The organism is Chryseobacterium sp. 14P4.3.2 (genome assembly GCF_057799275.1).
On record NZ_JBYOKO010000015.1, the window covers coordinates 21,092 to 42,923 of the forward strand.

15 protein-coding genes are annotated in these 21,832 nt (G+C 37.2%); 10 read left to right on the plus strand and 5 right to left on the minus strand.

From position 1 onward, the window contains the following. The 3 genes from AC27VX_RS18670 to mnmE form a co-directional block, all read right to left on the minus strand. Positions 1 to 1,140 (minus strand): tyrosine-type recombinase/integrase, encoded by a 1,140-nt coding sequence (locus AC27VX_RS18670; RefSeq protein WP_488697239.1) that lies wholly within the window; start codon positions 1,138 to 1,140, stop codon positions 1 to 3. Positions 1,141 to 2,072: 932 nt separating this feature from the next. Next, positions 2,073 to 2,438, minus strand: coding sequence for a helix-turn-helix domain-containing protein (locus AC27VX_RS18675; RefSeq protein ID WP_488697241.1), 366 nt, complete (start codon positions 2,436 to 2,438; stop codon positions 2,073 to 2,075). A 260-nt stretch (positions 2,439 to 2,698) separates the two neighbouring features. Beyond that, positions 2,699 to 4,084, minus strand: a complete 1,386-nt coding sequence (gene mnmE / locus AC27VX_RS18680) for a tRNA uridine-5-carboxymethylaminomethyl(34) synthesis GTPase MnmE (protein ID WP_300687201.1) — start codon at positions 4,082 to 4,084, stop codon at positions 2,699 to 2,701. A 451-nt stretch (positions 4,085 to 4,535) separates the two neighbouring features. On the opposite strand from mnmE, the gene AC27VX_RS18685 reads away from it, so the two are divergent. Both AC27VX_RS18685 and AC27VX_RS18690 read left to right on the plus strand, forming a co-directional pair. After that, positions 4,536 to 5,552, plus strand: a complete 1,017-nt coding sequence (locus AC27VX_RS18685) for a hypothetical protein (RefSeq protein WP_236855283.1) — start codon at positions 4,536 to 4,538, stop codon at positions 5,550 to 5,552. Positions 5,553 to 5,571: 19 nt separating this feature from the next. Beyond that, positions 5,572 to 6,078: a hypothetical protein gene (locus tag AC27VX_RS18690; RefSeq protein WP_488697243.1), complete on the plus strand. Its 507-nt coding sequence runs from the start codon at positions 5,572 to 5,574 to the stop codon at positions 6,076 to 6,078. A gap of 200 nt (positions 6,079 to 6,278) precedes the next feature. Here the strand turns inward: AC27VX_RS18690 and AC27VX_RS18695 are convergent, their stop codons facing one another. Beyond that, complete coding sequence (locus tag AC27VX_RS18695; RefSeq protein ID WP_236855281.1) at positions 6,279 to 6,749, minus strand: Lrp/AsnC family transcriptional regulator; 471 nt, start codon at positions 6,747 to 6,749, stop codon at positions 6,279 to 6,281. A gap of 143 nt (positions 6,750 to 6,892) precedes the next feature. Here AC27VX_RS18695 and AC27VX_RS18700 point away from each other — a divergent pair, with 143 nt between their 5' ends. The 8 genes from AC27VX_RS18700 to AC27VX_RS18735 all read left to right on the plus strand — a co-directional run bounded on the left by AC27VX_RS18700 (position 6,893) and on the right by AC27VX_RS18735 (position 19,263). Continuing rightward, positions 6,893 to 8,284, plus strand: coding sequence for an MFS transporter (locus AC27VX_RS18700; protein ID WP_488697245.1), 1,392 nt, complete (start codon positions 6,893 to 6,895; stop codon positions 8,282 to 8,284). 120 nt (positions 8,285 to 8,404) lie between these two features. Then, positions 8,405 to 9,154, plus strand: a complete 750-nt coding sequence (locus AC27VX_RS18705; protein ID WP_236855279.1) for a metallophosphoesterase — start codon at positions 8,405 to 8,407, stop codon at positions 9,152 to 9,154. A gap of 119 nt (positions 9,155 to 9,273) precedes the next feature. Beyond that, on the plus strand, positions 9,274 to 10,188 hold the full coding sequence (locus AC27VX_RS18710; protein WP_236855278.1) for an AraC family transcriptional regulator: 915 nt from the start codon (positions 9,274 to 9,276) through the stop codon (positions 10,186 to 10,188). Between the two features lie 216 nt (positions 10,189 to 10,404). Continuing rightward, complete coding sequence (locus tag AC27VX_RS18715; protein ID WP_488697248.1) at positions 10,405 to 11,550, plus strand: efflux RND transporter periplasmic adaptor subunit; 1,146 nt, start codon at positions 10,405 to 10,407, stop codon at positions 11,548 to 11,550. 9 nt (positions 11,551 to 11,559) lie between these two features. After that, positions 11,560 to 14,700 (plus strand): efflux RND transporter permease subunit, encoded by a 3,141-nt coding sequence (locus tag AC27VX_RS18720; protein ID WP_488697250.1) that lies wholly within the window; start codon positions 11,560 to 11,562, stop codon positions 14,698 to 14,700. Positions 14,701 to 14,717: 17 nt separating this feature from the next. Then, a complete protein-coding gene (locus tag AC27VX_RS18725; protein ID WP_488697252.1) occupies positions 14,718 to 16,130 on the plus strand; it encodes an efflux transporter outer membrane subunit in 1,413 nt (470 codons plus the stop codon). A gap of 59 nt (positions 16,131 to 16,189) precedes the next feature. Next, entirely contained in the window at positions 16,190 to 16,741 is a 552-nt protein-coding gene (locus AC27VX_RS18730; RefSeq protein WP_236855274.1) for a DUF2652 domain-containing protein, read from the plus strand. 356 nt (positions 16,742 to 17,097) lie between these two features. Beyond that, complete coding sequence (locus AC27VX_RS18735) at positions 17,098 to 19,263, plus strand: outer membrane beta-barrel protein (protein WP_488697254.1); 2,166 nt, start codon at positions 17,098 to 17,100, stop codon at positions 19,261 to 19,263. Between the two features lie 318 nt (positions 19,264 to 19,581). Here AC27VX_RS18735 and AC27VX_RS18740 read toward each other — a convergent pair whose 3' ends face one another. Next, positions 19,582 to 21,792 (minus strand): glycoside hydrolase family 3 C-terminal domain-containing protein, encoded by a 2,211-nt coding sequence (locus tag AC27VX_RS18740; RefSeq protein ID WP_410681167.1) that lies wholly within the window; start codon positions 21,790 to 21,792, stop codon positions 19,582 to 19,584. Positions 21,793 to 21,832: the final 40 nt, after the last annotated feature.

A 21,832-nucleotide genomic window follows, 5' to 3' on the forward strand; every position in this document is an offset into this window, starting at 1 on the left:
CTACAAATATAAATCAGGAATTTTAGATACAGCGTCAATTTTCTTTTTATCAATCACTTTTCCGTAGATTTCTGTGGTTTTCAAATGTTGGTGTCCTAATAACTTACTCACTGTGTAAATATCAGTACCCATTGTTAATTGTAATGTAGCAAAAGTGTGTCGTGAACTATGGTAAGTAATATGTTTATCGATTCCAGCTTCTTTTACCCATTTATGTAATTTTTTGTTGTGATACGCACTATAAGTTAGATTTTCAAACAACAGTATATCCTCTTCTTTCCTTTCTCCTAAAAGCTTTATAGCCTGTTCATTTATCGGAAGGTTTTCTACACCTTTGGTTTTCTGTTGTATGTATTTTAAAATCCACCCATTTTCAGAATCATAGTACAGATCCTTCCACTTCAAAGATTTTACATCGGAAAATCTCAAACCTGTCAGTGAACTAAAAATAAATGATTCCTTTAAAATTGGTACCTCACAATCGGTTCTCAGTAATTTTTGTAATTCTTCAAAAGTAAGATACTCTCTGCTTGTTTCTTTTTCTTTTATTGTTTTTACTCTTAAAATTGGATTCTCCGAAATCATTTTGTTTGTATACGCTTCTTTCAATGCTGTCCTTACCTTATTGAAGTAAGATAACGCCGTATTCTGTGATAATCTTCCTCCGTTATTTGAAATTTTATCTTTCAAAAGATATTCTTTGAAATTCTCCAAGAATATTTCATCGACTTTACAAATCTGAATATCAATTCCTTTACAAAAAATTGTTAGATGTTTCAACGTACTATACCAATTTCCATGAGTTCCTTTTGAATCATATTTCTTCTCTACCAATTCATTAAAGTAGTTCAGAAATCCAATCTTACCACTCGCACTACTTACAAATCCGTGTTTTCTCGAATTAAATTCCAACACCTTTTGAGCTTTTATAGATTCAGCAAGTTGTAATGTTTCTCTGTTGTGGTCTTTCTCAATTATCGTTTTTGGTTTATCGTAGATATAAAGTTTCAAAAATTCATAGCTTCTTTTTTGATTTAAACTATCGTGAAACATCAAAAACAAACTATTCATTTTTACACGTCCTTTTTCAATACTTTTTTTACTAAGTTTCCCCTCTCTGATTTTTAAATAAACTTTCATTTTTCTTAGGTTTTGTTACTAATTGTGATGTAACATTCCCCCTAAGTAGGTTTGGAGACAACAGTAAACATGTGGTATTAACCTAATTATATAGATTCGTAAATCATTAGTTCACTTTCTATTAGTGAAACTAACTACATTCTAAAAGCTGTTAAGTAGTGATAGTCTGTATTGATTATTCACCTAATTTCTAAACACAAAAAAATCCAAACTTCTCGTTTGGATTCTCTTTACATTGTTAAATAAATTTTCGACCACCTCAGTTGTAAGGTGGTGTAAAGTCCTTACTTTTATTTTTATATCACAACAATTCTATAAACTTATTTTTTACTTTGTTCTCCATATTAAATAAATCTTCGATGTAAATTTCATCGTAATTGTATTTTCATCGTTGAGAACACATCTTATTTTTTGTTGTATAATGTCATTTGATACTATCATTGTTGATAAAATTGAAAATCAACTCCTAAATTTTAAACCTCACAGCAGTAAACTCCTCTGTGGTTTAAAATCTACTACTTAATTTTCTTAAACCTCTCTAAAAATCGGTAGTTTTCGGCTGAATTCCTTTTTTTATCTATGTTGTTTATTGTATTTACTACTCATTTACTCTTTAAATTCACTACTACTACTACTACTACTTAATAAAATATCCTCTTTAATAAATATTTCTTATATTATATAATATATATCTATATAATATATTCATATTCAATGGTATATACTATATAAATATATGCAGTGAAATTTTAACAAAAGAATAATGAGAGAACAAACAACTTTAAGAAAATAACAGTCAAAAACACCATTTGCGGTTTTTAAAGAAGTTACATCATTTTAAATCAGTTCATCCGTATAATTCCATTAAAAATACATTTAAAACGATTTATGAGTTTATAACATTGTAAATTTTGAATGTTTGAAGAATTATTTCAACTGATATTATTTAATTCTGATTTCAAAATAAAATGTTTCTTCCCTACACGGATCGTTTTTAGTTCTCCGTTTTTAATCAGTTTTCTGATTGTAGATTCAGAGATATTCATTAATAAACAGACTTCTTTTATAGTAAGATATGTTTTCTTCTGAACATCTTCAATGGAAACTACTTTCAGTTGTTTCAGTTTTACCTCTGTTTGGAATTCTTCTTTTGATTTTCGGATTTTTTCTTCCTTTACTTTTTTCTTATAATCCTTTTGATTACAACTGTGAGTACAATACTTTGTAGAGAATGTTTTAGCGATGAATTTCTCTTTACAGAAGATACAAATCTTCTCAATCCTAATGTTACTGCTCATTTGATACTTTCCGATTTTCTATATGTTAATAATCTCTCCCTGTATTTAGCGGTATTTGCGTGTATCTACGATTATTTACCGTTTAAATTTCTCTTAGAGTATCCTAAAATTCATTTTTTTAGAGATTAAAAACAACGGAGTATCACATTTAGTGGTATAAAATATGTCAACAAATGTCAGAAAATGTCAATTAACACTTTCTGTTTTTCTTTTATTAATGCGGGTTGTATTGTTGTATTATGATGCTTAGAAATCAGCGATTACTTCCCGATACAGAACTTAGAAAAGATATTCCCCAGCACCTCATCATTCGTTACTTCCCCGGAAATTTCCCCGAGATGTTCCAAAGCATTTCTAAGCTCGTAAGCCAATAGTTCTGTGGATATCTGGGAAGAAATAGCTTCTTTTACTTTATCTACGGCATCCAGAGATTTACGTAGGGCTTCAAAGTGACGTTGGTTGGTAATCACAACATTACTTTCTTCAGTCTTTAAATGCTCCACATAAGAAGATAGTTCATTTTTAAGATCCTGAATGTTTTGATTTTCCACTGCTGATATTTTAATAAAATCAAATTCGTGGCCAATTGAATTTCTAAAGATATCTTCTACAACTTCATATTTGGTTGGAATTACTTCATCAATTTTGGTGGCACAGATAATAAGTTTCAGATCATCCCTCAATAAAGATTGAATCATTTCAATATCTTCTGAGTAATCCTCAGTAGCGGCATCGGCCAGGTATACAAGGATATTGGCATTCTCTACCTTTTCTTTGGCTTTCTTTACTCCGATAGCCTCAATTTCATCTATCGTATCACGAAGTCCTGCCGTATCGATAAGTCTGAAAGCGTGGCCTTTGATGTGAAGGATTTCTTCAATAGTATCACGGGTTGTTCCGGCAATATTACTTACAATCGCTCTTTCTTCTTTCAACAAAGAGTTGAGTAGAGTAGACTTTCCGGCATTTGGTTTTCCGATGATGGCAACGGCTGTTCCGTTTTTTATGGCATTTCCGTATTGGAAACTTTCAATCAGGGAGTTTAATTTTAATTCGATCTTATCCAATAACCCATTCAGTGCAGTTCTGTCTGCAAATTCTACATCTTCTTCAGCAAAATCAAGCTCAAGTTCAATAAGGGAAACAAAATTCAGAAGATCGGTTCTTAAAAACGATATTTCGTTGGTAATTCCCCCTTTCAGCTGATTGATAGCCACCTTTCTGGAAGCTTCATTTTCAGAGGCAATCACATCGGCAATTGCTTCAGCCTGGGAAAGGTCAATTCTGCCATTGATAAAGGCGCGGAGTGTGAATTCTCCGGCTTTAGCCATTCTAGCTCCATTTTTGATCAGGGTTTCAAGAATACGTTTTCCGATATGCGGAGAGCCGTGAAAAGCAATTTCAACAGAATTTTCAGTGGTGAAACTTTTCGGAGCCAGAAAAATAGAAAGCATTACTTCATCAATAGCTTCTTCTTCATCCATGAAATAGCCGTAATGAATGGTATGAGATTTCTGTTTTTCCAGCTTTTTTGCCGGAAAACTTTTCTGAACTATTGGTAATGCGTTATCTCCTGAAACTCTGATAATGCCTAAAGCACCTATTCCATTGGCGGTAGCCAGTGCACATATGGTATCGTTATTCATGCTGCAAATTTACACTTTTTAATGTTAATTTCTAACGAGGACTGTTATTCAGATTATCTATTGTTTTGTTTAAATAAAATAATAGTGATGTTTTATTATATAAATAAAATTCAGAAATGTTTTGATGATTTATTTCATTGGTAATCAGAATGATATTTTTTAATATGAAGTGTGTATTTTATTCAATAAAAAATCAATATGTATAAAAAATAACATTGAATTTTTAAATAATATTAGAAATAACTTACAATTAAGTGTAACTTTTCAATGATATAATGTATTGTTCATAAATAGATTATACAACTGTTGAAGATGAGTTTGGTATGTTAATTGTTTATTAGCCGGTTCTTGATATTGAATAATTATATTTTTGGCTAAAAAATGATAATAATTTGTTAAAATTTTATAAATATACATGAATAGCTTATTTATTTTAAATATTAATAAAAAAATGATTTTTTTATTAATGCTTGTCTTTTACAGTGTTGCCGGCGCGCAGTGTATTCCCTATACAGGGCAGGCAATGACAAGCGGGAGTACCTATTGTCTAAACGGAAACCTTACTGTAGGAAGTAATATAAGTATACCGAATGGGGCAACACTTATTATCCAGTCCGGGCAGTTGCAGTCCGTGAGTATCCAGGTTGATGGAGTGTTGGACATCAGTCCGGGAGCAAGTGTAAAGTCCATAGGTTCTATTCTGATAGGAACATTTGGAAGTAATCTGAGTTCAAAGGTCATTTTGGGAGAGAAATCATTTTTATCACTTGGTGGATCTGTAGTTCAGGGAGACCCTTCTTTTTATGGAAATTATCCTAATGTGACTTCCACTATTGAAATGGGGACTAATAGTGTAGTGGAAATATGTGGAACATTTACTCAGCAGTCAACCACTTACCCTTCTGTTAAATATGTAGGGATACCTACCGGTAAAGCTTACTGTATTGCTAAAGCAGATGTAAGCGGCGGGGGCGGCGCTTCGGTGATCAGTAATGACAGCCAGATTGTAGCAATTGCTATGGGATCTGTAACTGGTCTGGGGATGGGGAATTCGAGCTTCTGCGGTCCCAATGCAACACAGGCTCTGTGTCCCGCTTTATGGCCTGAAGGTCTGTCAGGAGATAAATTAAGCTGTGGTAACGCACCTATTATTATTGATGATATGGATGGGGTGTGTACTAAGCTGCCTACTTCAGGAACTCCGGATGGCTTTACCAGTTTTGGAATTACTGTACAGCAGAAAAGCTCATCATGGCCGGGGAATATTCCTAATGGTTTTCTGGCTATGGAGTCAAAAGATAAAGGTTTTGTGATTACCAGAGTGCAGCATGTAAGTCAGACCCCGCAGCCCGGAGATGCTATCGCTGAGCCGAAAGAAGGAATGCTTTTATACGATATCCAGGACAAATGTGTAAAGCTCTATAACGGGACCCAGTGGAAGTGTGTAGAAAAGAGCTGTAATGATTAATTTAATTGATAAAGTTAGTATGAAAAATATAACAATAGCAGTTGCTCTGATTTTTTTTAATATTTCTTTTGCTCAGGTAGCAATAGGGAAACAAACAGTTGACGGGAATAGTACAGTGTTGGATTTTGATAATATATCAGGAAATACAAAAGGGGTAATTCTTCCTGCAACATTGGGATTTCCTACAGGATCGCTGGTAAATGGAACGTTTATTTTTGACGTTACGGATAATAAGATTAAAATGTATGAAAATGATCTCTGGAAATCTTTATCAGATGCTGGTGACTCAAGTTCGGTTGTTGCCAATAATTCCTCAGAACTTGGAAAGGGAGTTGTTATCGGGAACTCTTCCAGTACGGCGGATGGGGTGTTGGTGTTGGAAGCTCCGGATAAGGCCATGATTCTTCCTCAGGTTGAAAAACCTCATCTCAATGTGAAGAACCCGTATCCCGGAATGATATGTTATGATACAGCGAGTAAGACATTGGCGGTTTTTGACGGGAAACTCTGGAATTATTGGAAATAAATTTGGTGCAAATACAGGATTAAGTCTGATTTCTAAACTTCACGCTTACAATAAAAGCATAATAACGGATTTGTACATTTGTACAGAACAACTTCCCTGATTAGAAGAGGTTTTCTCAAAAGTACCTTCTCTTGGAATCCCGTAGGACAGTTTTTGTCATTTATGAGATTTTACCTTTTGAGACCGCTTCTTTTTATTTATTAAACAATCTGTGCGCTTTCCTTTATGCTGCTCATAACGAAAATACTCTTCGTCTGTCCAATGCCTTCAATTTCAGAAAGCTTGTTCACAAAAAACTCATGAAACTCATCCATATTTGGAGAAAGTATTTTAAGCATAAAATCAAAGTCTCCGCTGATGTTATAGAATTCCACAACCTCTTTCAGTTTACTGACTTCCTCAATGAATTTTCCCGCAGTTTTTTTATTGTGGACATTCAGTGCAATCATACAGATCACCATCATTCCTTTATTCACTTTCTTACGGTCCACCACGGCTGTGTATTCTTTAATGATTCCCTGTTTTTCCAAACGTTTAATGCGTTCATGAGTAGGAGTGGGGCTCAGGTTGATTCTTGCGGAAATATCACGCACACTCATTTTAGCATCTTTCTGAAGAAGGCGTAGGATGGACAAGTCTTTTTCATCCGGAATATAGTTTTCTGCTGCCATTTTGTTCTGTTTTAGAAGTTATTATTTGTAGGAACAGGTGTTTTGTTCTTTAAAATATTTTATATTTTTAATATTGTTCCAAATTTAATGTTAAATTTTTATATATGTTCTGTTAATTTTAATTTTGCAGGAAATTTGAATATATGGATACGAGGAAGAATGTAATATTAATACTGGCATCAGTAGGAACTTTTGTAGAGGCGTTGGATATTGCTATTATTAATTTAACGATTCCCGCTATTCAGAAACAGTTTCAGATTGGAGCAGAGACCGTTCAGTGGCTGCAAACCCTCTATGTATTATTCTTTGGAGGATTCCTGATTATTGGCGGTAAGCTTTCCGACCAGATTGGAAGAAAGAAAATGTTTATGTGGGGAGCTTTGATTTTTATGCTGACTTCCCTGGGTGCAGGTTTGTCTGAGAGATTTGAAGTGCTGGCTGTATTCCGTGCCCTGCAGGGCTTGGGAGCAGCTTTAGTAATGCCTTCAGCCTTATCTATTGTTACCAATACTTTCAGAGGAGAACAGGAACGGAACCGTGCAATCGGAATTTTTAGCTCTTTTGCGGCAATTGGCTCCGGGAGCGGACTTTCGGTAGGAGGAATTATAAGTACTTATATGAGCTGGCACTGGGTTTTCCTTATTAATGTACCTGTTCTTCTTATAACGCTGGTGCTCTCATATTACTATCTGCCTGCAGATGAGAAAAATGAAACCGGTCAGAAAACAGATCTTATTTCCGGACTCATGATGGTACTGGGGCTTTTAAGTTTAACGTATGGAACCCATGAGCTGCTTCATATTAATGAACAACCCCTCCTTGTGGTAGGTTCGCTTATTCTTGCTGTATTTCTTTTGATCATAACGTTTTTCCGCTTAAAATCTGTTGCAGAACCTTTATTTGATTTAAAACTTTTTAAGCACAGGTCGCTGGTGGTTTCTAACTTAGCTTTCTTTGCCCTGGGAGCATTTTTTATCGGATTTTTATTCCTTATTTCCCTGATGCTTCAAAAAGATATGGGCTATAGTGCTGCTTCTGCAGGGCTGATGCTTGTTCCCTTCAGTATTGTATCGGCATTGACTGCAAAGTTTATTTTGCCTTATATTTCAAAAAGGCTAAGCTCTTCCCAGATGGGCGTGTTCGGATGGCTCTTTATGCTGGCGGGAGGATTGCTGTTATTGACATCAGTATATACAGGACACCCGCTGTCATTGGTTTTATTAGGTGCAGCATGCATTTCCGGAGTAGGAATGACATTTTGTTTTACAGCCCTTTCAGTAATGGGAATTCAGGATGTTGAACCTTCAAATTACGGATTGGCATCAAGTTTGAGTTCTACAAGTTACTTCCTGGGAGCTGGGATTGGATTATCATTCATGACCTTAATGAGCCAGGTCTTTCCTTCGGAATCTGCTGTAGGAAGCCTGAATCTGATTATCCTCATAGGATATGCTCTTCTGGCGATCGGAATGTTATTTTATTTTATACTAAGAAGCTTAAAAGTGAAGCAGGCTGATGTAGCCGTTTTACCATAAGCGGCCTTAAAATTACACAAACTATATGAGAGAGAATCGGTGCTTAAGGTGTCGGTTCTTTTTTTTTCTACTTTTTTATTAATCTTTTGCCGGTTTTTTTCTGTTGCCTACTTTTGTGATATGAAAATACAAATCATCAGTGATCTTCATCAGGAATTCGGAAGTACGGAATTGTGTTTTGATAATTCCGATGTTGTTGTGCTGGCAGGAGATGTCAATCTGGGGACAAAAGGGATTGACTGGATTAAAGAGAAAATATCCGATAAACCGGTGATCTATGTCTTAGGTAACCATGAATATTATAAAGGTTCTTATCCAAAAACTCTGAATAAAATTAAAGAAGCTGCCCGGGATTCAAACGTCTTTGTGCTTGAAAATTCTTTTGTAGACATTGAAGATATCCGTTTTCATGGTGCGACTCTGTGGACTGATTTTTCAATCTTTGGAAATCCCATTCATTACGGAATGATCTGCCAGCCCAAAATGAATGATTACAAAATGATCAGGAGAGATCCTTCTTATTCTAAAATGAGAACAATGGATACCTTTAAAATTCATCAGATTTCAAGACAATGGTTAAAAGAAAGCCTTGAAACGTCAAAAGGACTCAAAAATATAGTGGTTACCCATCATGCTCCAGATATCCGGTCTGTTCCGGAAGAGTATAAAGAAGATCCATTGACTTCGGCCTACGCTTCCAATCTGGAAGATATAATAGCAGAATACCAGCCATTGTATTGGATTCATGGGCATATCCATACCCCAAACCGTTACAAAATAGAAAATACGGAAATCATATGTAATCCTCATGGCTACATCGATGAAAAATATAACGGCTATGAAAAAGAACTGATCATTGAAGTTATGTAGTAAAACTGTAAAAGAATAGATGGACGCATCCTGTTATTGGCTTATTAGGCTTCTTTGTTCTTTTGCGATTTCTCCTTTTACCGACAAAAGTATTACCTTCGTGTTATAATTTCCTTTCAATGGCTAAAAAAATCCTCCAGGAGCCTGAGTTTGTTTCACAGTTGGCTTTTGATGAAGTTTTGCAACAGGTAGAATTTGATCTTAGGATCAAAGAATTTGTGGTGATGGAAATTGACAGGGAAAATTACGCGATAAAGCCTAATATTCCTTATCGTGCAGACTATTTCTGTATTTTTCTCGTACAGCAGGGAAGTGTAAGCTTCAGGCTTGATGATAAAAGCTATGAAGTTTCAAAAGGAGATATTGTTTTTTGTCCCATTTCCGAAACATTTTGGGTGGATCAGATTTCTGACGATTACCATTCAAAATATATCTTCTTCTCACTGGACTTTATTTCTGATGCGGGTTTTAATTATAAATCCAATAATGTTCTGAAAAGTCTATCATCAGATCCTACACATATTATCAGAAATGAGCCGGATGTGTACAGGAAAATAACCTTTCATCTAGATGAACTGAAGGTTCTGAACAATAAGGAAAAAGAAAATTATTATTTCAATGAAATGATCTGGCATCACTTTTCGCTGGTGATCTACGAAATTGACAATTATTTTAAAAAGATAGAGAAGCCTCATGTGGTAACCCATAGAGAAGATGAGCTCACAACTGGTTTTTTTAAGCTGGTTCAGGATCATTTCAAAGAAGAGCATAACGTTCAGTTCTATGCTGATAAGCTTTGTATCAGTAGGAAATACCTTACAAAAGTGATCAATAAAGCCGTACTGAAATCCCCAAGAGATATCATTCATCAGGTGCTGGCAGTAGAAGCCAGGCTGCTGCTCAGGAATCCCAATCTTAATGTCAGTGAAGTGGCTGCCCAGCTTAAATTTTCTGATCAGGCTTCTTTCAGTAAGTTCTTCAAAAAGCATACAGGGAGATCTCCTTTGGAATATCGTAAAGATGATTTGTATTGATAATGAATGGGTTGTGTTTTCAGGTGTCTTTTTGATAAAATCGCGTCTTTTTTTGATTCAAAATAGTAAATTATCTCATTTATGTTATCTATAAATGATATTTCTCATGTTTTCGAAAATGAGGAGTCTTTTTGACAAAATAAGGAGTTTTTTGAATAATCCTATTGAATTTTTTTCGCTCGATTTTTGTGCGGAAAATTTAAAAGGAATATTGTTATGCAAAGATTTTTTATTCAGAAATCAACCATACTTTTCCTCTCGCTCATTGTTTTGGCGGGATGCAGGAAAAATAATCAAAATCAGTCTTATCAACAGCAGGCACCGGAGCTTCCCGTAGAAATCGTGAAGCAGGGAGATGCTTCTGTTTCCAGAGAATATGCAGCATCCGTAGAAGGAATTTCCAATGTGGAGATCAGACCACAGATTACAGGATATTTAAGCAAAATTTTTGTAGATGAAGGAGACTTCGTAAGGGCAGGGCAGGTATTGTTCAAAATTGAAGATCAGATATTTCGTGAACAGTTGAAAAGCGCACAGGCAGCTTTGATTACTGCACAGGCTAATCTTTCAACTTCAAAAATTGATCTGGACAGGAAAAATGAACTGTTTAAAAATAAAATGGTTTCGGGGATTCAGGTCAAAGAAGCAGAGGCTGCTTATAATGCGGCAAGGGGAGCGGTAAGCCAGTCGGTTTCTTCCATCGAATCTGCTAAGATTAATCTTGATTTCTCTACGATTAAAGCTCCTGTAAGCGGGTTTATCGGAAGATTCAATTATCGTCTGGGAAGTCTTATGACGCCGGGTAATCAGGATCCGATCACTTTGTTGTCGGATATTCATCAGGTGTATACCTACTTCAGTTTAAGTGAAAATGACTTTAATAATTTTCAGAAACAATATGTGGGAAGCAGCATTGATGAGGTGATCAAAAACACTCCTGCGGTATCGCTGCTGCTATCCGGTGGTGAAAAATATGCCGAAGCCGGGAGAATTGATGCCGTGGAAGGACAGTTTAACAAAACTACAGGTTCTATTACTTTGAGGGCAAAATTCAATAACCCGAAGAATCTTTTAAGAAGTGGAAATACCGGGAAAATCCTTTTGGACCAGTTTTACAGCAATGTGGTTCTGCTTCCGATTGCTTCTACCAGAACCATTCAGGATAAAGTTTTTGTATTCACAATCAAAGACGGGAAAGCGGCAATGCTGCCTGTTGAAGTAAATGGAAAAGCAGGAGATAATTTCATTGTATCCAAAGGTCTTAAAGCTGGGGATCAATACATTGTCAGCGGTTTCGACAGATTGCAGCCGGGGACTCCTGTAGTGGCGCAAAAGAAAAATGCTCAACAGAAAAAATCGTAAGAAAAAATCATGTTAAAGAAAATTATAAAAAGACCCGTACTGGCAACGGTTATTTCCGTATTGCTGGTTATTCTGGGGGTTGTCGGCATGGTCAGTCTGCCGATTACCAAATTTCCGGATATTGCACCGCCTACCGTTATGGTAACTGCTGCTTATCCGGGAGCCAATTCCGAAACCATTGCAAGATCAGTAGCACCGCCACTTGAAAACGCGATCAATGGAGTGGAAAATATGGACTACATTACTTCTACAGCGAGTAATGACGGAACATTAAGTATTACCGTTATCTTTAAACTGGGCACAGATCCAGATCAGGCGGCCATCAACGTTCAGAACAGAGTAGCACAGGTAACCAACCAGCTTCCGGCAGAAGTGATACAGGCGGGAATTACCACCGTGAAAAGACAGAACAGTATGATTGCGATGGTTTCGCTGACCAGTAAAGATGGTTCTATGAACGATCTTTTCCTTGAAAACTATGCGAAGATCAATATTGTACCGGAACTGAAAAGGGTGAAAGGAGTAGGAGATGCCATGGTTTATGGGAATAAAGATTACTCCATGCGTATCTGGCTTGATCCTAATAAACTGACTTCATATAACCTTACACCTTCGGACGTTTCCCGAGCCATTCAGACCCAAAACCTGGAAGCAGCACCCGGAAGATTGGGGGAAAGAAGTAAGGAAGTCATGGAATACGTCCTTCGTTACAAAGGAAAATTCACTGAGCCGGAACAGTATGAAAATATTACCATTAAAGCACTGAATGACGGTTCTGTTTTGAAATTAAAAGATATTGCCAAAGTAGAATTCGGAGCATACAGTTATACGGTTTCTTCCAATTACAACAAAAAACCTTCTGTGACGATGGCTATTTTCCAGATGGCAGGATCTAATGCAAATGAAGTACAGATCGCCCTTCAGGAAAGAATGAAAGAACTGGAAAAATCTTTCCCCGAAGGAATGGATTATGAAATCCCGTATGCTACAAAAGAAGCATTGGATCAGTCTATTGAACAGGTAATTCATACCCTGATAGAAGCATTTATCCTGGTGTTTATTGTTGTATACATTTTCCTTCAGGATTTCCGTTCAACTTTGATTCCGGCCATTGCAGTTCCGGTATCTATTGTAGGAACATTCTTCTTTATGAAAGTTTTCGGATTCTCTATCAACATCCTGACACTGTTTGCACTGGTGCTGGCCATTGGTATTGTGGTAGATGATGCTATTGTGGTGGTAGAGGCCGTACATGCCAAGATGGAACATAAAAAACTGAACCCCAAAGCAGCAACCATGTCTGCAATGAGTGAAATTACAGGTGCTATTGTTTCCATTACTCTGGTGATGTCTGCGGTTTTCGTTCCCGTGGCGTTCATGAGCGGTTCCACAGGATTATTTTACCAGCAGTTTGCATTAACCTTAGCGATTGCTATTGTTATTTCTGCGATCAATGCACTGACGCTGAGCCCCGCATTGTGCGCTTTATTTTTAAAACAGCATCATCCGGAAACTCATGAAAAAATGAATTTCAAAGACCGTTTCTTTGCAGGATTCAATGCTGGTTTTAATAAACTGACATTCCGGTATGGGAAAGCTGTCCTGTTCCTTTTAAAAAGAAAATGGATCGCATTGATTATAATTGTTGTATTCGGTGGATTATTTGCGTGGATGTCTGTGACTACCCCTAAAGGATTTATTCCGGATGAAGACCAGAGTTTTATTATCGTAACTGCTAATCTTGCTCCCGGGGCTTCCAAAGACAGAACTTCAAAAGTGGTTTCAGATACAGAAGACCTCCTGATGAAAAATCCGGCAGTAGAAAAAGTAATTTCGGTAGATGGACTGAATCTTTTCAGTGGTTCTATGTCATCTTCAGCAGCTTCTATTTTTGTTAAATTAAAGAAAGGAGGAGAAAGAGGGCCTGTTCATAATATCAATGACATTATAGGACAAACTCAGGGAATGCTTTCTAAGGATAAAAGAGCCAATTTCCTGGTGATTAATACACCTACTGTAGACGGTTTCGGAAATACCAGTGGTATGGAGCTTGTGCTTCAGGATCGTACAAACGGAGAACTTCAGAACTTAGGAAATATTTCCTATGGAATGATGGGAGCGCTTATGCAGAGGCCGGAAGTGGCTGTAGCTTTTACAACATTTGATGTTACCTATCCGCAGTTTGAAGTACTTGTGGATGAAGTGAAATCTGCTCAGCTGGGAGTAAACGTTTCTGATGTGCTGGGAGTAATGCAGGGATATTACGGAAGTATTCAGGCTTCGGATTTCAACAGATTCGGGAAATATTACAGAGTACTGGTACAGTCCACACCGGAGACCAGACAGGATAAAGAATCTCTGAATGGTGTTTTCGTTAAAAACAATTTAGGCCAGATGGTTCCTATCAATACCCTGGTAAGCCTGAAGCAGGTAACAGGAGCAGAAGTGGTAGACCGTTTCAACCTTTTCAATTCTTCTAACTTAACGGTAATGGCTGCTCCCGGATACAGTACCGGACAGGCAATGGCTGCGGTAGAAGAGGTGAGCAAACAGGTACTTCCTCCGGGATATACTTATGATTATAAAGGAATGAGCCGTGAAGAAGCAGGTTCCAGTTCACAGTCGGTAATGATTTTCGGATTGTGTATTGTATTTGTATTTTTCCTTCTTTCTGCGCAGTATGAAAGTTATATTCTTCCATTAGCGGTACTTATTGCTATTCCTGTAGGATTATCAGGTGTGTTTGTAGGAATTACGTTTGCCGAGCTTTCCAATAACATTTATGTACAGATCGCTTTGGTAATGCTCATAGGCCTTTTAGCGAAGAATGGTATTCTGATCGTGGAATTTGCGATTCAGAGACGTAGAGCAGGGAAAAGTCTTATTGCATCGGCTGTTGAAGGTGCCAAAGCACGTCTGCGTCCTATTTTGATGACTTCCTTAGCATTTATTACAGGATTACTTCCATTACTTTTTGTGGTAGGTCCTTCAGCAATGGGGAACCATTCTATTGGATATGCAGCGATTTCGGGAATGCTTTTCGGGACAATCTTAGGAATTTTTGTGGTTCCCGTTCTCTTCGTGGTATTCCAGGCTTTGCATGAGAAAATCAATGGGAAAGAAGTAACGGATGCTGACTGGGAATATTAATTCAAATGATTTTAAAAATGAAAATTAAAAATATAGCCTATATCGCGCTCATTTCGGGTACAGCTGTTTCCTGTAAGGTTCAGCAATATGAACAGCCGGAAATCAAAATGCCTGAAGCTTATAGAAGTGACAGTATTGTGGCAGAACAAGATGAAAATATAGCGAAGATCAGCTACAAAGACTTTTTCAAAGATCCCGTTCTTGTAGGATTGATTGATAAGGCCATGATACAGAATAATGATCTTCAGGTGGCCTTAAAGCAGATTGAGTTTGCTTCATTAGCTTACAATCAGAGCAAATGGGGAAATATTCCTACAATAAGTGCCGGAGCCAATGCCAATATCAACCGTCCGTCAGACAACAGTATGAACGGAATGATGGCAGGACAGTTCATGGGAAAAAGATATATGGAAGATTATACTACATCTGTCAATTTTTCATGGGAAGCTGATATCTGGGGGAAGATTAAAGGAAGAAAAGAACAGGCTTTAGCTGAATATCTTAAAACTCAGGAGGCGGCAAAGGCTGTAAAGACACAGGTTGTGGCTGCAGTGGTTCAGGGGTATTATAATCTGCTGATGCTGGATACTCAACTGGAAATTACAAAATCTAACCTGACCTATGCTGACAATACCCTGAAGTTTCTGACTAAGCAGCAGGAACTGGGGCTTACAACAGCTTTGGCGGTGCAGCAACAGGAAATTGCAAAAGATCAGATTCTGAAATCTGTTCCAGCTATTGAAAGTTCTGTGACCTTGCAGGAAAATGCACTGAGTTTACTGACGGGCTCAATGCCCGGGAAAATTGAAAGAAGTGCAAGCCTCAATAATGTACAGTCTCCGGATCATATTACAGCAGGGGTTCCTTCAGAATTGCTAAGCTACAGACCGGATATCAAAACAGCCGAGCTTGGGGTAAGAAAAAGTGCAGCTGCCATTCATGTTGCAAAAATGAGTATGTACCCTTCATTGAATATTACCGCTCAGGGAGGAGTGAATGCTTTCCAGATCAGTAAATGGTTCAGTGTTCCCGGATCTCTTTTCGGAATGGTTGCCGGAGCAGTTGCCCAGCCTATTCTGAACGGGAAACAGCTGAAAACACAGTATGAGCAGTCTAAAGTATTGGCAGATCAGGCCGAAATAAGCTTTAAGCAATCGGTCTTAAAAGCCGTGGGAGAAGTTTCTGATGCATTGGTACAGATTCAGAAACTGGAAGAACAGCAGAAAATTTCTGAAGGACTGGTTGTGAAGACTAATGAAGCTGTTAAGAAAGCTGATTTGTTATTTAAATACAACTCAGCGACTTATGTGGAAGTAATCATTGCCCAGACCAATAAGCTTCAGGCAGAATTGGAACTGGCTTCTCTGAAAACCCAGAGACTGAATGCCATAACAGCCCTCTATCGCTCTGTAGGAGGCGGATGGCAATAAAGTAAAATTGAATCTGCTTCGTCTTTAAGGATGAAGCAGGTTTTTAATCTATTATCATTATGAAGACAACTATACAAGAGGGGATCATTCTTATTCCGGATTTCAGCGGATTTACAGAATTTGTATTCAATACGAAACTGTATACCGGTGAATATATCGTAAGGCAGCTATTGTCTACACTTATTGATGTGAATGATCAGTATTTTGAAATTTCTGAAATTGAGGGAGATGCTATTTTATTTTACCGCTACGATGAAAATCCTTCTTATCAAAGGATTTCCGGAATGCTTTTGAAAATGAGAAATGCCTTCAACAGGAAAATAGAAGAATTATGCAAAAGCTTAAGTACCACCATTGATCTGTCTCTAAAGTTTATTGTTCATTATGGGTCGTTTTCACAATATAATATAGGGAATTTCAGAAAGCTATACGGAAAAACGATTGTAGAAGCCCACCAGTTTCTGAAAAATGGATTGGCAGAACAGCCTTCCTATGCCCTTTACAGTAATTCCTTCCTTGAAAATACGAAGAATCAGGAACCTGAGTATAATCAGGATAAACACCACCTGCCGGAAGTAGGTGTTATCCATTATTTTGAAAGTTTAAACTAGCATATTTTTTAATATTAATCCTTGTAATTTTGCTATTGCTAGCAGCCCGGGTGAGATCCGGGCTTTTTTTTGATGAAAGTTTATTGAACAAGGACTTTGGATCCGTTTAACGGGAAGTATTTATAGATGATTTTTAAATAATTTTTTTTTGCGTTAGAATGAATTTTTTAAGATATTTTATTATGGAGTTTTTTGGTATTGTTTTCTTTTGTTGAAGAATTGTTATCATTTTCATATTTATGTTTGAGAAATTATTTGTTATATTATTGGGAATTAGATATTTATTTCATTTTTTTTACTTTTAGATGTAACAATTAGGGGGAGATAGTGGTCTTATAGATAAAACTAAACTTCTCATGAAAGTAATTTTATTTCCGATCGCGGTATTAACGGGTTCTTTGGCATTTGCCCAGACCCAGACTGCAAAGGATACCGTAAAAACAAATGCAAAAGAAATAGAAGCGGTTACCCTTGTTGCCAGAAAGCCCACAGTAGAATCCAAAGTAGACAGAACCGTCTTCAATGTAGCAAACAGTGCTATTCTGGCTGGAAACACTACCTGGGATGTTCTTAGAATGACTCCCTTAGTAAGTATAGATAATAATGATGCTGTAAAAGCAGAAGGACAGACCGTCACTGTATATATTAATGACCGTAAGTCGGTTTTTACAGGGAAAGAGCTAAAGGAATACCTAAAAACAATTCCTGCTGATAACCTGATGAAAATTGAAGTTATTACCAGCCCGTCTTCAAGATATGAAACTTCCGGATCCGTTATCAATATTGTCTTGAAAAAGAGAGATGATGAAGGGATGAAAGGAAGTATCTCACTGAACAACAGACAAAGTACCAAGAATTCTCAATATACCAATTTCAATCTTAATTATCATAAGAAGAAATTTACTCAAACATTTATAGGAAGCTATAACAACGGCACCTACGTGCAGAAAAATGAAACACTGGATACCCGTTATAAAACTAACAGGATTAATAAAACAAGTGTTGAAACAGAATCAAGAAATGAAAGCCCTTCTCTTTCTTCCACTTCAGAATTTGAGCTTAATGATAAAAATAACATCGGGCTTGTTCTGGAGTATTTTCAAAACCGAAGCTTGTCATTCGGAGAATCAGACGGGAGACTGTCAGAAGATGGAAAGCCTGATAACTTCTATCACCAGACTCAGAATACATGGGGATTCAGCCGTACTTTAGGAACCAATTTTTTCTATAAATATTATGATAAAGAAAAGAGTAAAATATTAGACATCAATATAGGAACTAATTATTCCGGGTATGATAATGATAACCTGATCAACAAGCAGGGGTCGTCAAAACCTGAAGAGCTGGGAGCAATCAGCAACAGTCAAATGCGTAATTATTACCTGAAAGTAGATTATACCCAGCCGATAGGGAAATCAGGAGGAACGCTGGAAGTAGGAGGTAAAACAGATTTTAATAATAATGTTATTCCTAACAGTCTCTACGGATTCAGTATGAATGATGTCAAATCGGAATATTATAATCTTGCGAGAAATGACCGCTTTTATTATGAGGATAATATAAGCTCTTTATATGCTAATTACAGTAAAACGTTTTTTAAAAAACTGGAAACCAGAGTAGGACTTCGGTATGAGTATATTGACTACAAGGTGGGGCAGGATGTTGCAGGCACACAAAGAAAAGATTCGTATGGTACATTTCTTCCCAATTTGTTGGTGAAGTATACCTTTTCGGATAAATACGATGTCAGCCTTACTTATAACCGCAGCATCTGGAGACCATGGTATTCCGAGTTTAATCCTTTCCTTGTTCCTGATATTAACGGAACGTATTCCAGAGGAAATTTATATCTGAATCCTAATCCCAATGACCGTCTTTATCTGAAGTTCGGAATTTTGAAGAAATACTTTATTTCTGCAAGATATATGCATACCAATCAGGATTATTGGACAACCTATGCCACGGAGAACGGGAGAACGGTTTCTGTGCCTGGGAACTTTGATGGTAAGGTAGAGAAATATTATTTGTTCGCTAATACCAATCAGAATTTTATGAAAAATAAACTGAACGTGAATGTTGGATTTGGATGGTATTATATTAACAATAAGGATTTTAATGAAAAAAATCAGATTGGGGGTAAAGATTATATCAGCTATTGGGGCGGATCTGCAAATGTATCTTACACCAATCTTTTCAATAAAAATATTAATCTGAGCGCATGGATGGAAATTGCCAATCAGAATAACGGAAATTCATATGCCAATAATACCAATGTTTTTCACAATATTTCGGTAACCAAAATATTCCCTAAAACGCAGATGGAACTGAGTATGCAGCTGATGAATATTTTTAAAAGACCTTATTCTGATACCACTACCTACAGCCAGGACGGAACGTTCAGGGATTATTCAAAATGGGATTGGTATGGGGTTTCACTTACTTTTGTGAAGCGTTTCGGAAACCAGAAGGTAAAAGAAAATACGAAGACCGATGTAGAGAAAAACTCCGGCGGAGGAAAATAATTCAAAATCTGTCAGAAGAAATACAAGCAGATCCCAGTAATGGAATCTGCTTTTTCATTGTATGGAACCTGAAAGTTTTAAGAGGGAAGAAGTGAGAGACGGAGTATTTCTACCTATGGAAAAAACTGCCTGATTCCCAATAAAAAAGGATGAGGTTTTTAAGTGTACACCTATTCACAAAGTATCTTCAAGTCAAGGGTTGCTATTTTTGTGTCTGTAAGAAAAATAAAAAAACAGATTCCCATCGGAATCTGTTTGCATTCTATCAAATAATTATTAAATAGAAGAGCTTTGCGCTCTCAACTTTCAGTTTTTTACTTATTTCAGAGTGAATTTAACTTTTGTTTTAATAGCATCTGAGGAATTTCCGATCTGTGCTTCGAAGTCTCCGGGTTCAGCTACCCAATCGTGTTTGCCGGCATCAAAATAACTTAATGCGGTTTTATCAATTGTAAAAGTTACTTCTTTCTGTTCGCCAGGATTTAAGAATACTTTTTCAAAACCTTTTAATTCCTTTGCAGGACGTGGAACAGATGATTTTAAATCACTGATGTATAGCTGGGCAACTTCCGCTCCGGCTTTTTTTCCGGTATTTTTTACACTTACTGTAAAAGTGATTTTACCGTCTTGTGAAATCATAGTTTGATCGGCCTTTGCTTTTCCAAACTCGAAAGTCGTATAACTCAGTCCGTGTCCAAAGCTGAATAATGGTTTTATATTTTTAGTGTCGTGCCAGCGGTAACCTACAAAAATACCTTCGTTATAGGTAATATTGATCGGGTTTTTCTGATCCTTTCCTTTTCCTGCAGCCAGCTCATCTTTCTGTCCAGGATATTCTCCCAGCTGATGTGCCGAGTTGTCTTCAAGTTTTACAGGGAACGTAAACGGAAGTTTTCCTGAAGGATTAGCATCACCTGCTAAAATAGCTGCAATGGAGTTTCCTGCTTCAGAACCAAGGTACCATGCCTGTACTACAGTTGGAACTTCTTTGATCCATGGCATTGCTACAGCATTTCCGGTCACTAAAACAACAGCCAGGTTTTTATTGGCTTTAGCAAGAGCAGTGATCACGTGGTCCTGATTGTAAGGAAGTCCGTAGCTTTTTCTGTCATTTCCTTCACTATCCTGGAAATCAGCTTTATTTAATCCGCCTACAAAAATTACATAATCTGATTTTTTTGCCAATTCTACAGCTTCATTGATTAGTTCAGATTCTGAACGGGTATCTTTTAAATCCTGTCCGGATTTTACGCCATTATATTCTCCGCCAATATCTCCCACATAGCCTCTGGCATACTGCACATCAGCCTGTTTTCCAAACCTGGATTTGATTCCGTCTAAAGGGAGTGCTTCATATTTTACTTTTAATGAGGAAGAACCACCACCGACCGTCATGATCTTAATGGCATTTTCACCGATAACAGCAATTTTTTTAGCCTTATTGATATCAATAGGAAGAATATTTCCTTGGTTTTTCAGTAAAACAATTCCTTCTTCTCCAATTTCCTTTGCGATTGCTTTGTGCTCTTCAGATGCAACATTTCCAAAAGGCTTGTTGCGGTTCATGGTGGTTTTATAGGCAAGGCGAAGCAGTCTGGTTACTTTGTCATCAAGTTCTTTTGTTCCTACTTTTCCAGCCTTAATCAGATCAAGATAAGGTTTGGCAAGATAGTAATTGTCGTAAGCATTTTTGGTTCCGGCAGAAAGCCCGTTGGTCCATGAGCCGAATTCAACATCAAGGCCATTGTGAATAGCCTGCTCGGTATTGTTTACAGCACCCCAGTCGGAAACTACCACTCCTTTATAATTCCATTCTTTTTTCAAAATATCATTTAAAAGGTACTGGTTCTGGCTTGCATACTGGCCTTTGTACATATCATAGGCTCCCATGATCGTCCAGGAATCCCCTTCAGTTACTGCTGCTTTGAAAGGCGGAAGGTAGATTTCATAAAGGGTTCTGTCGTCTACATTTACATTACTTGTGTGACGGAACATTTCCTGATTGTTCAGGGCAAAATGCTTTACAGAAGTTGCCACACCATTAGACTGTACTCCTTTAATATAAGGGACTACCATTTTTGAGGTCAGATAAGGATCTTCCCCCATATATTCAAAATTTCTTCCGTTTAAGGGTGTTCTGTAGATATTAACTCCAGGGCCTAAAAGGATATCTTTTTTTCTGTAACGGGCTTCTTCACCCAAAGCTTTGCCATAGTTCCATGACATTTTTTTATTCCATGTTGCAGATAAAGCAGTAAGGGCGGGATAAGCGATGATAGAGTCGTTGGTCCATCCTGCCTGGTCCCACTCGTCCCACATGACTTCAGGTCTTACCCCATGAGGGCCGTCTGTTGTCCAGAATTCCGGAATTCCCAGTCTCGGAACACCCGGTGAACTGAATTTAGATTGCGCATGAAGCATAGCTACTTTCTCCTCCAGAGTCATTCTGGAAAGTGCATCCTGAATACGCTGTTCTACTGGTTTGGATTCATCTAGATATACCGGTAGAGTAGTATTGGTCTGAGCCATATAAGAAACAGAAATAAAGGTGAATAAACTTATAATGACG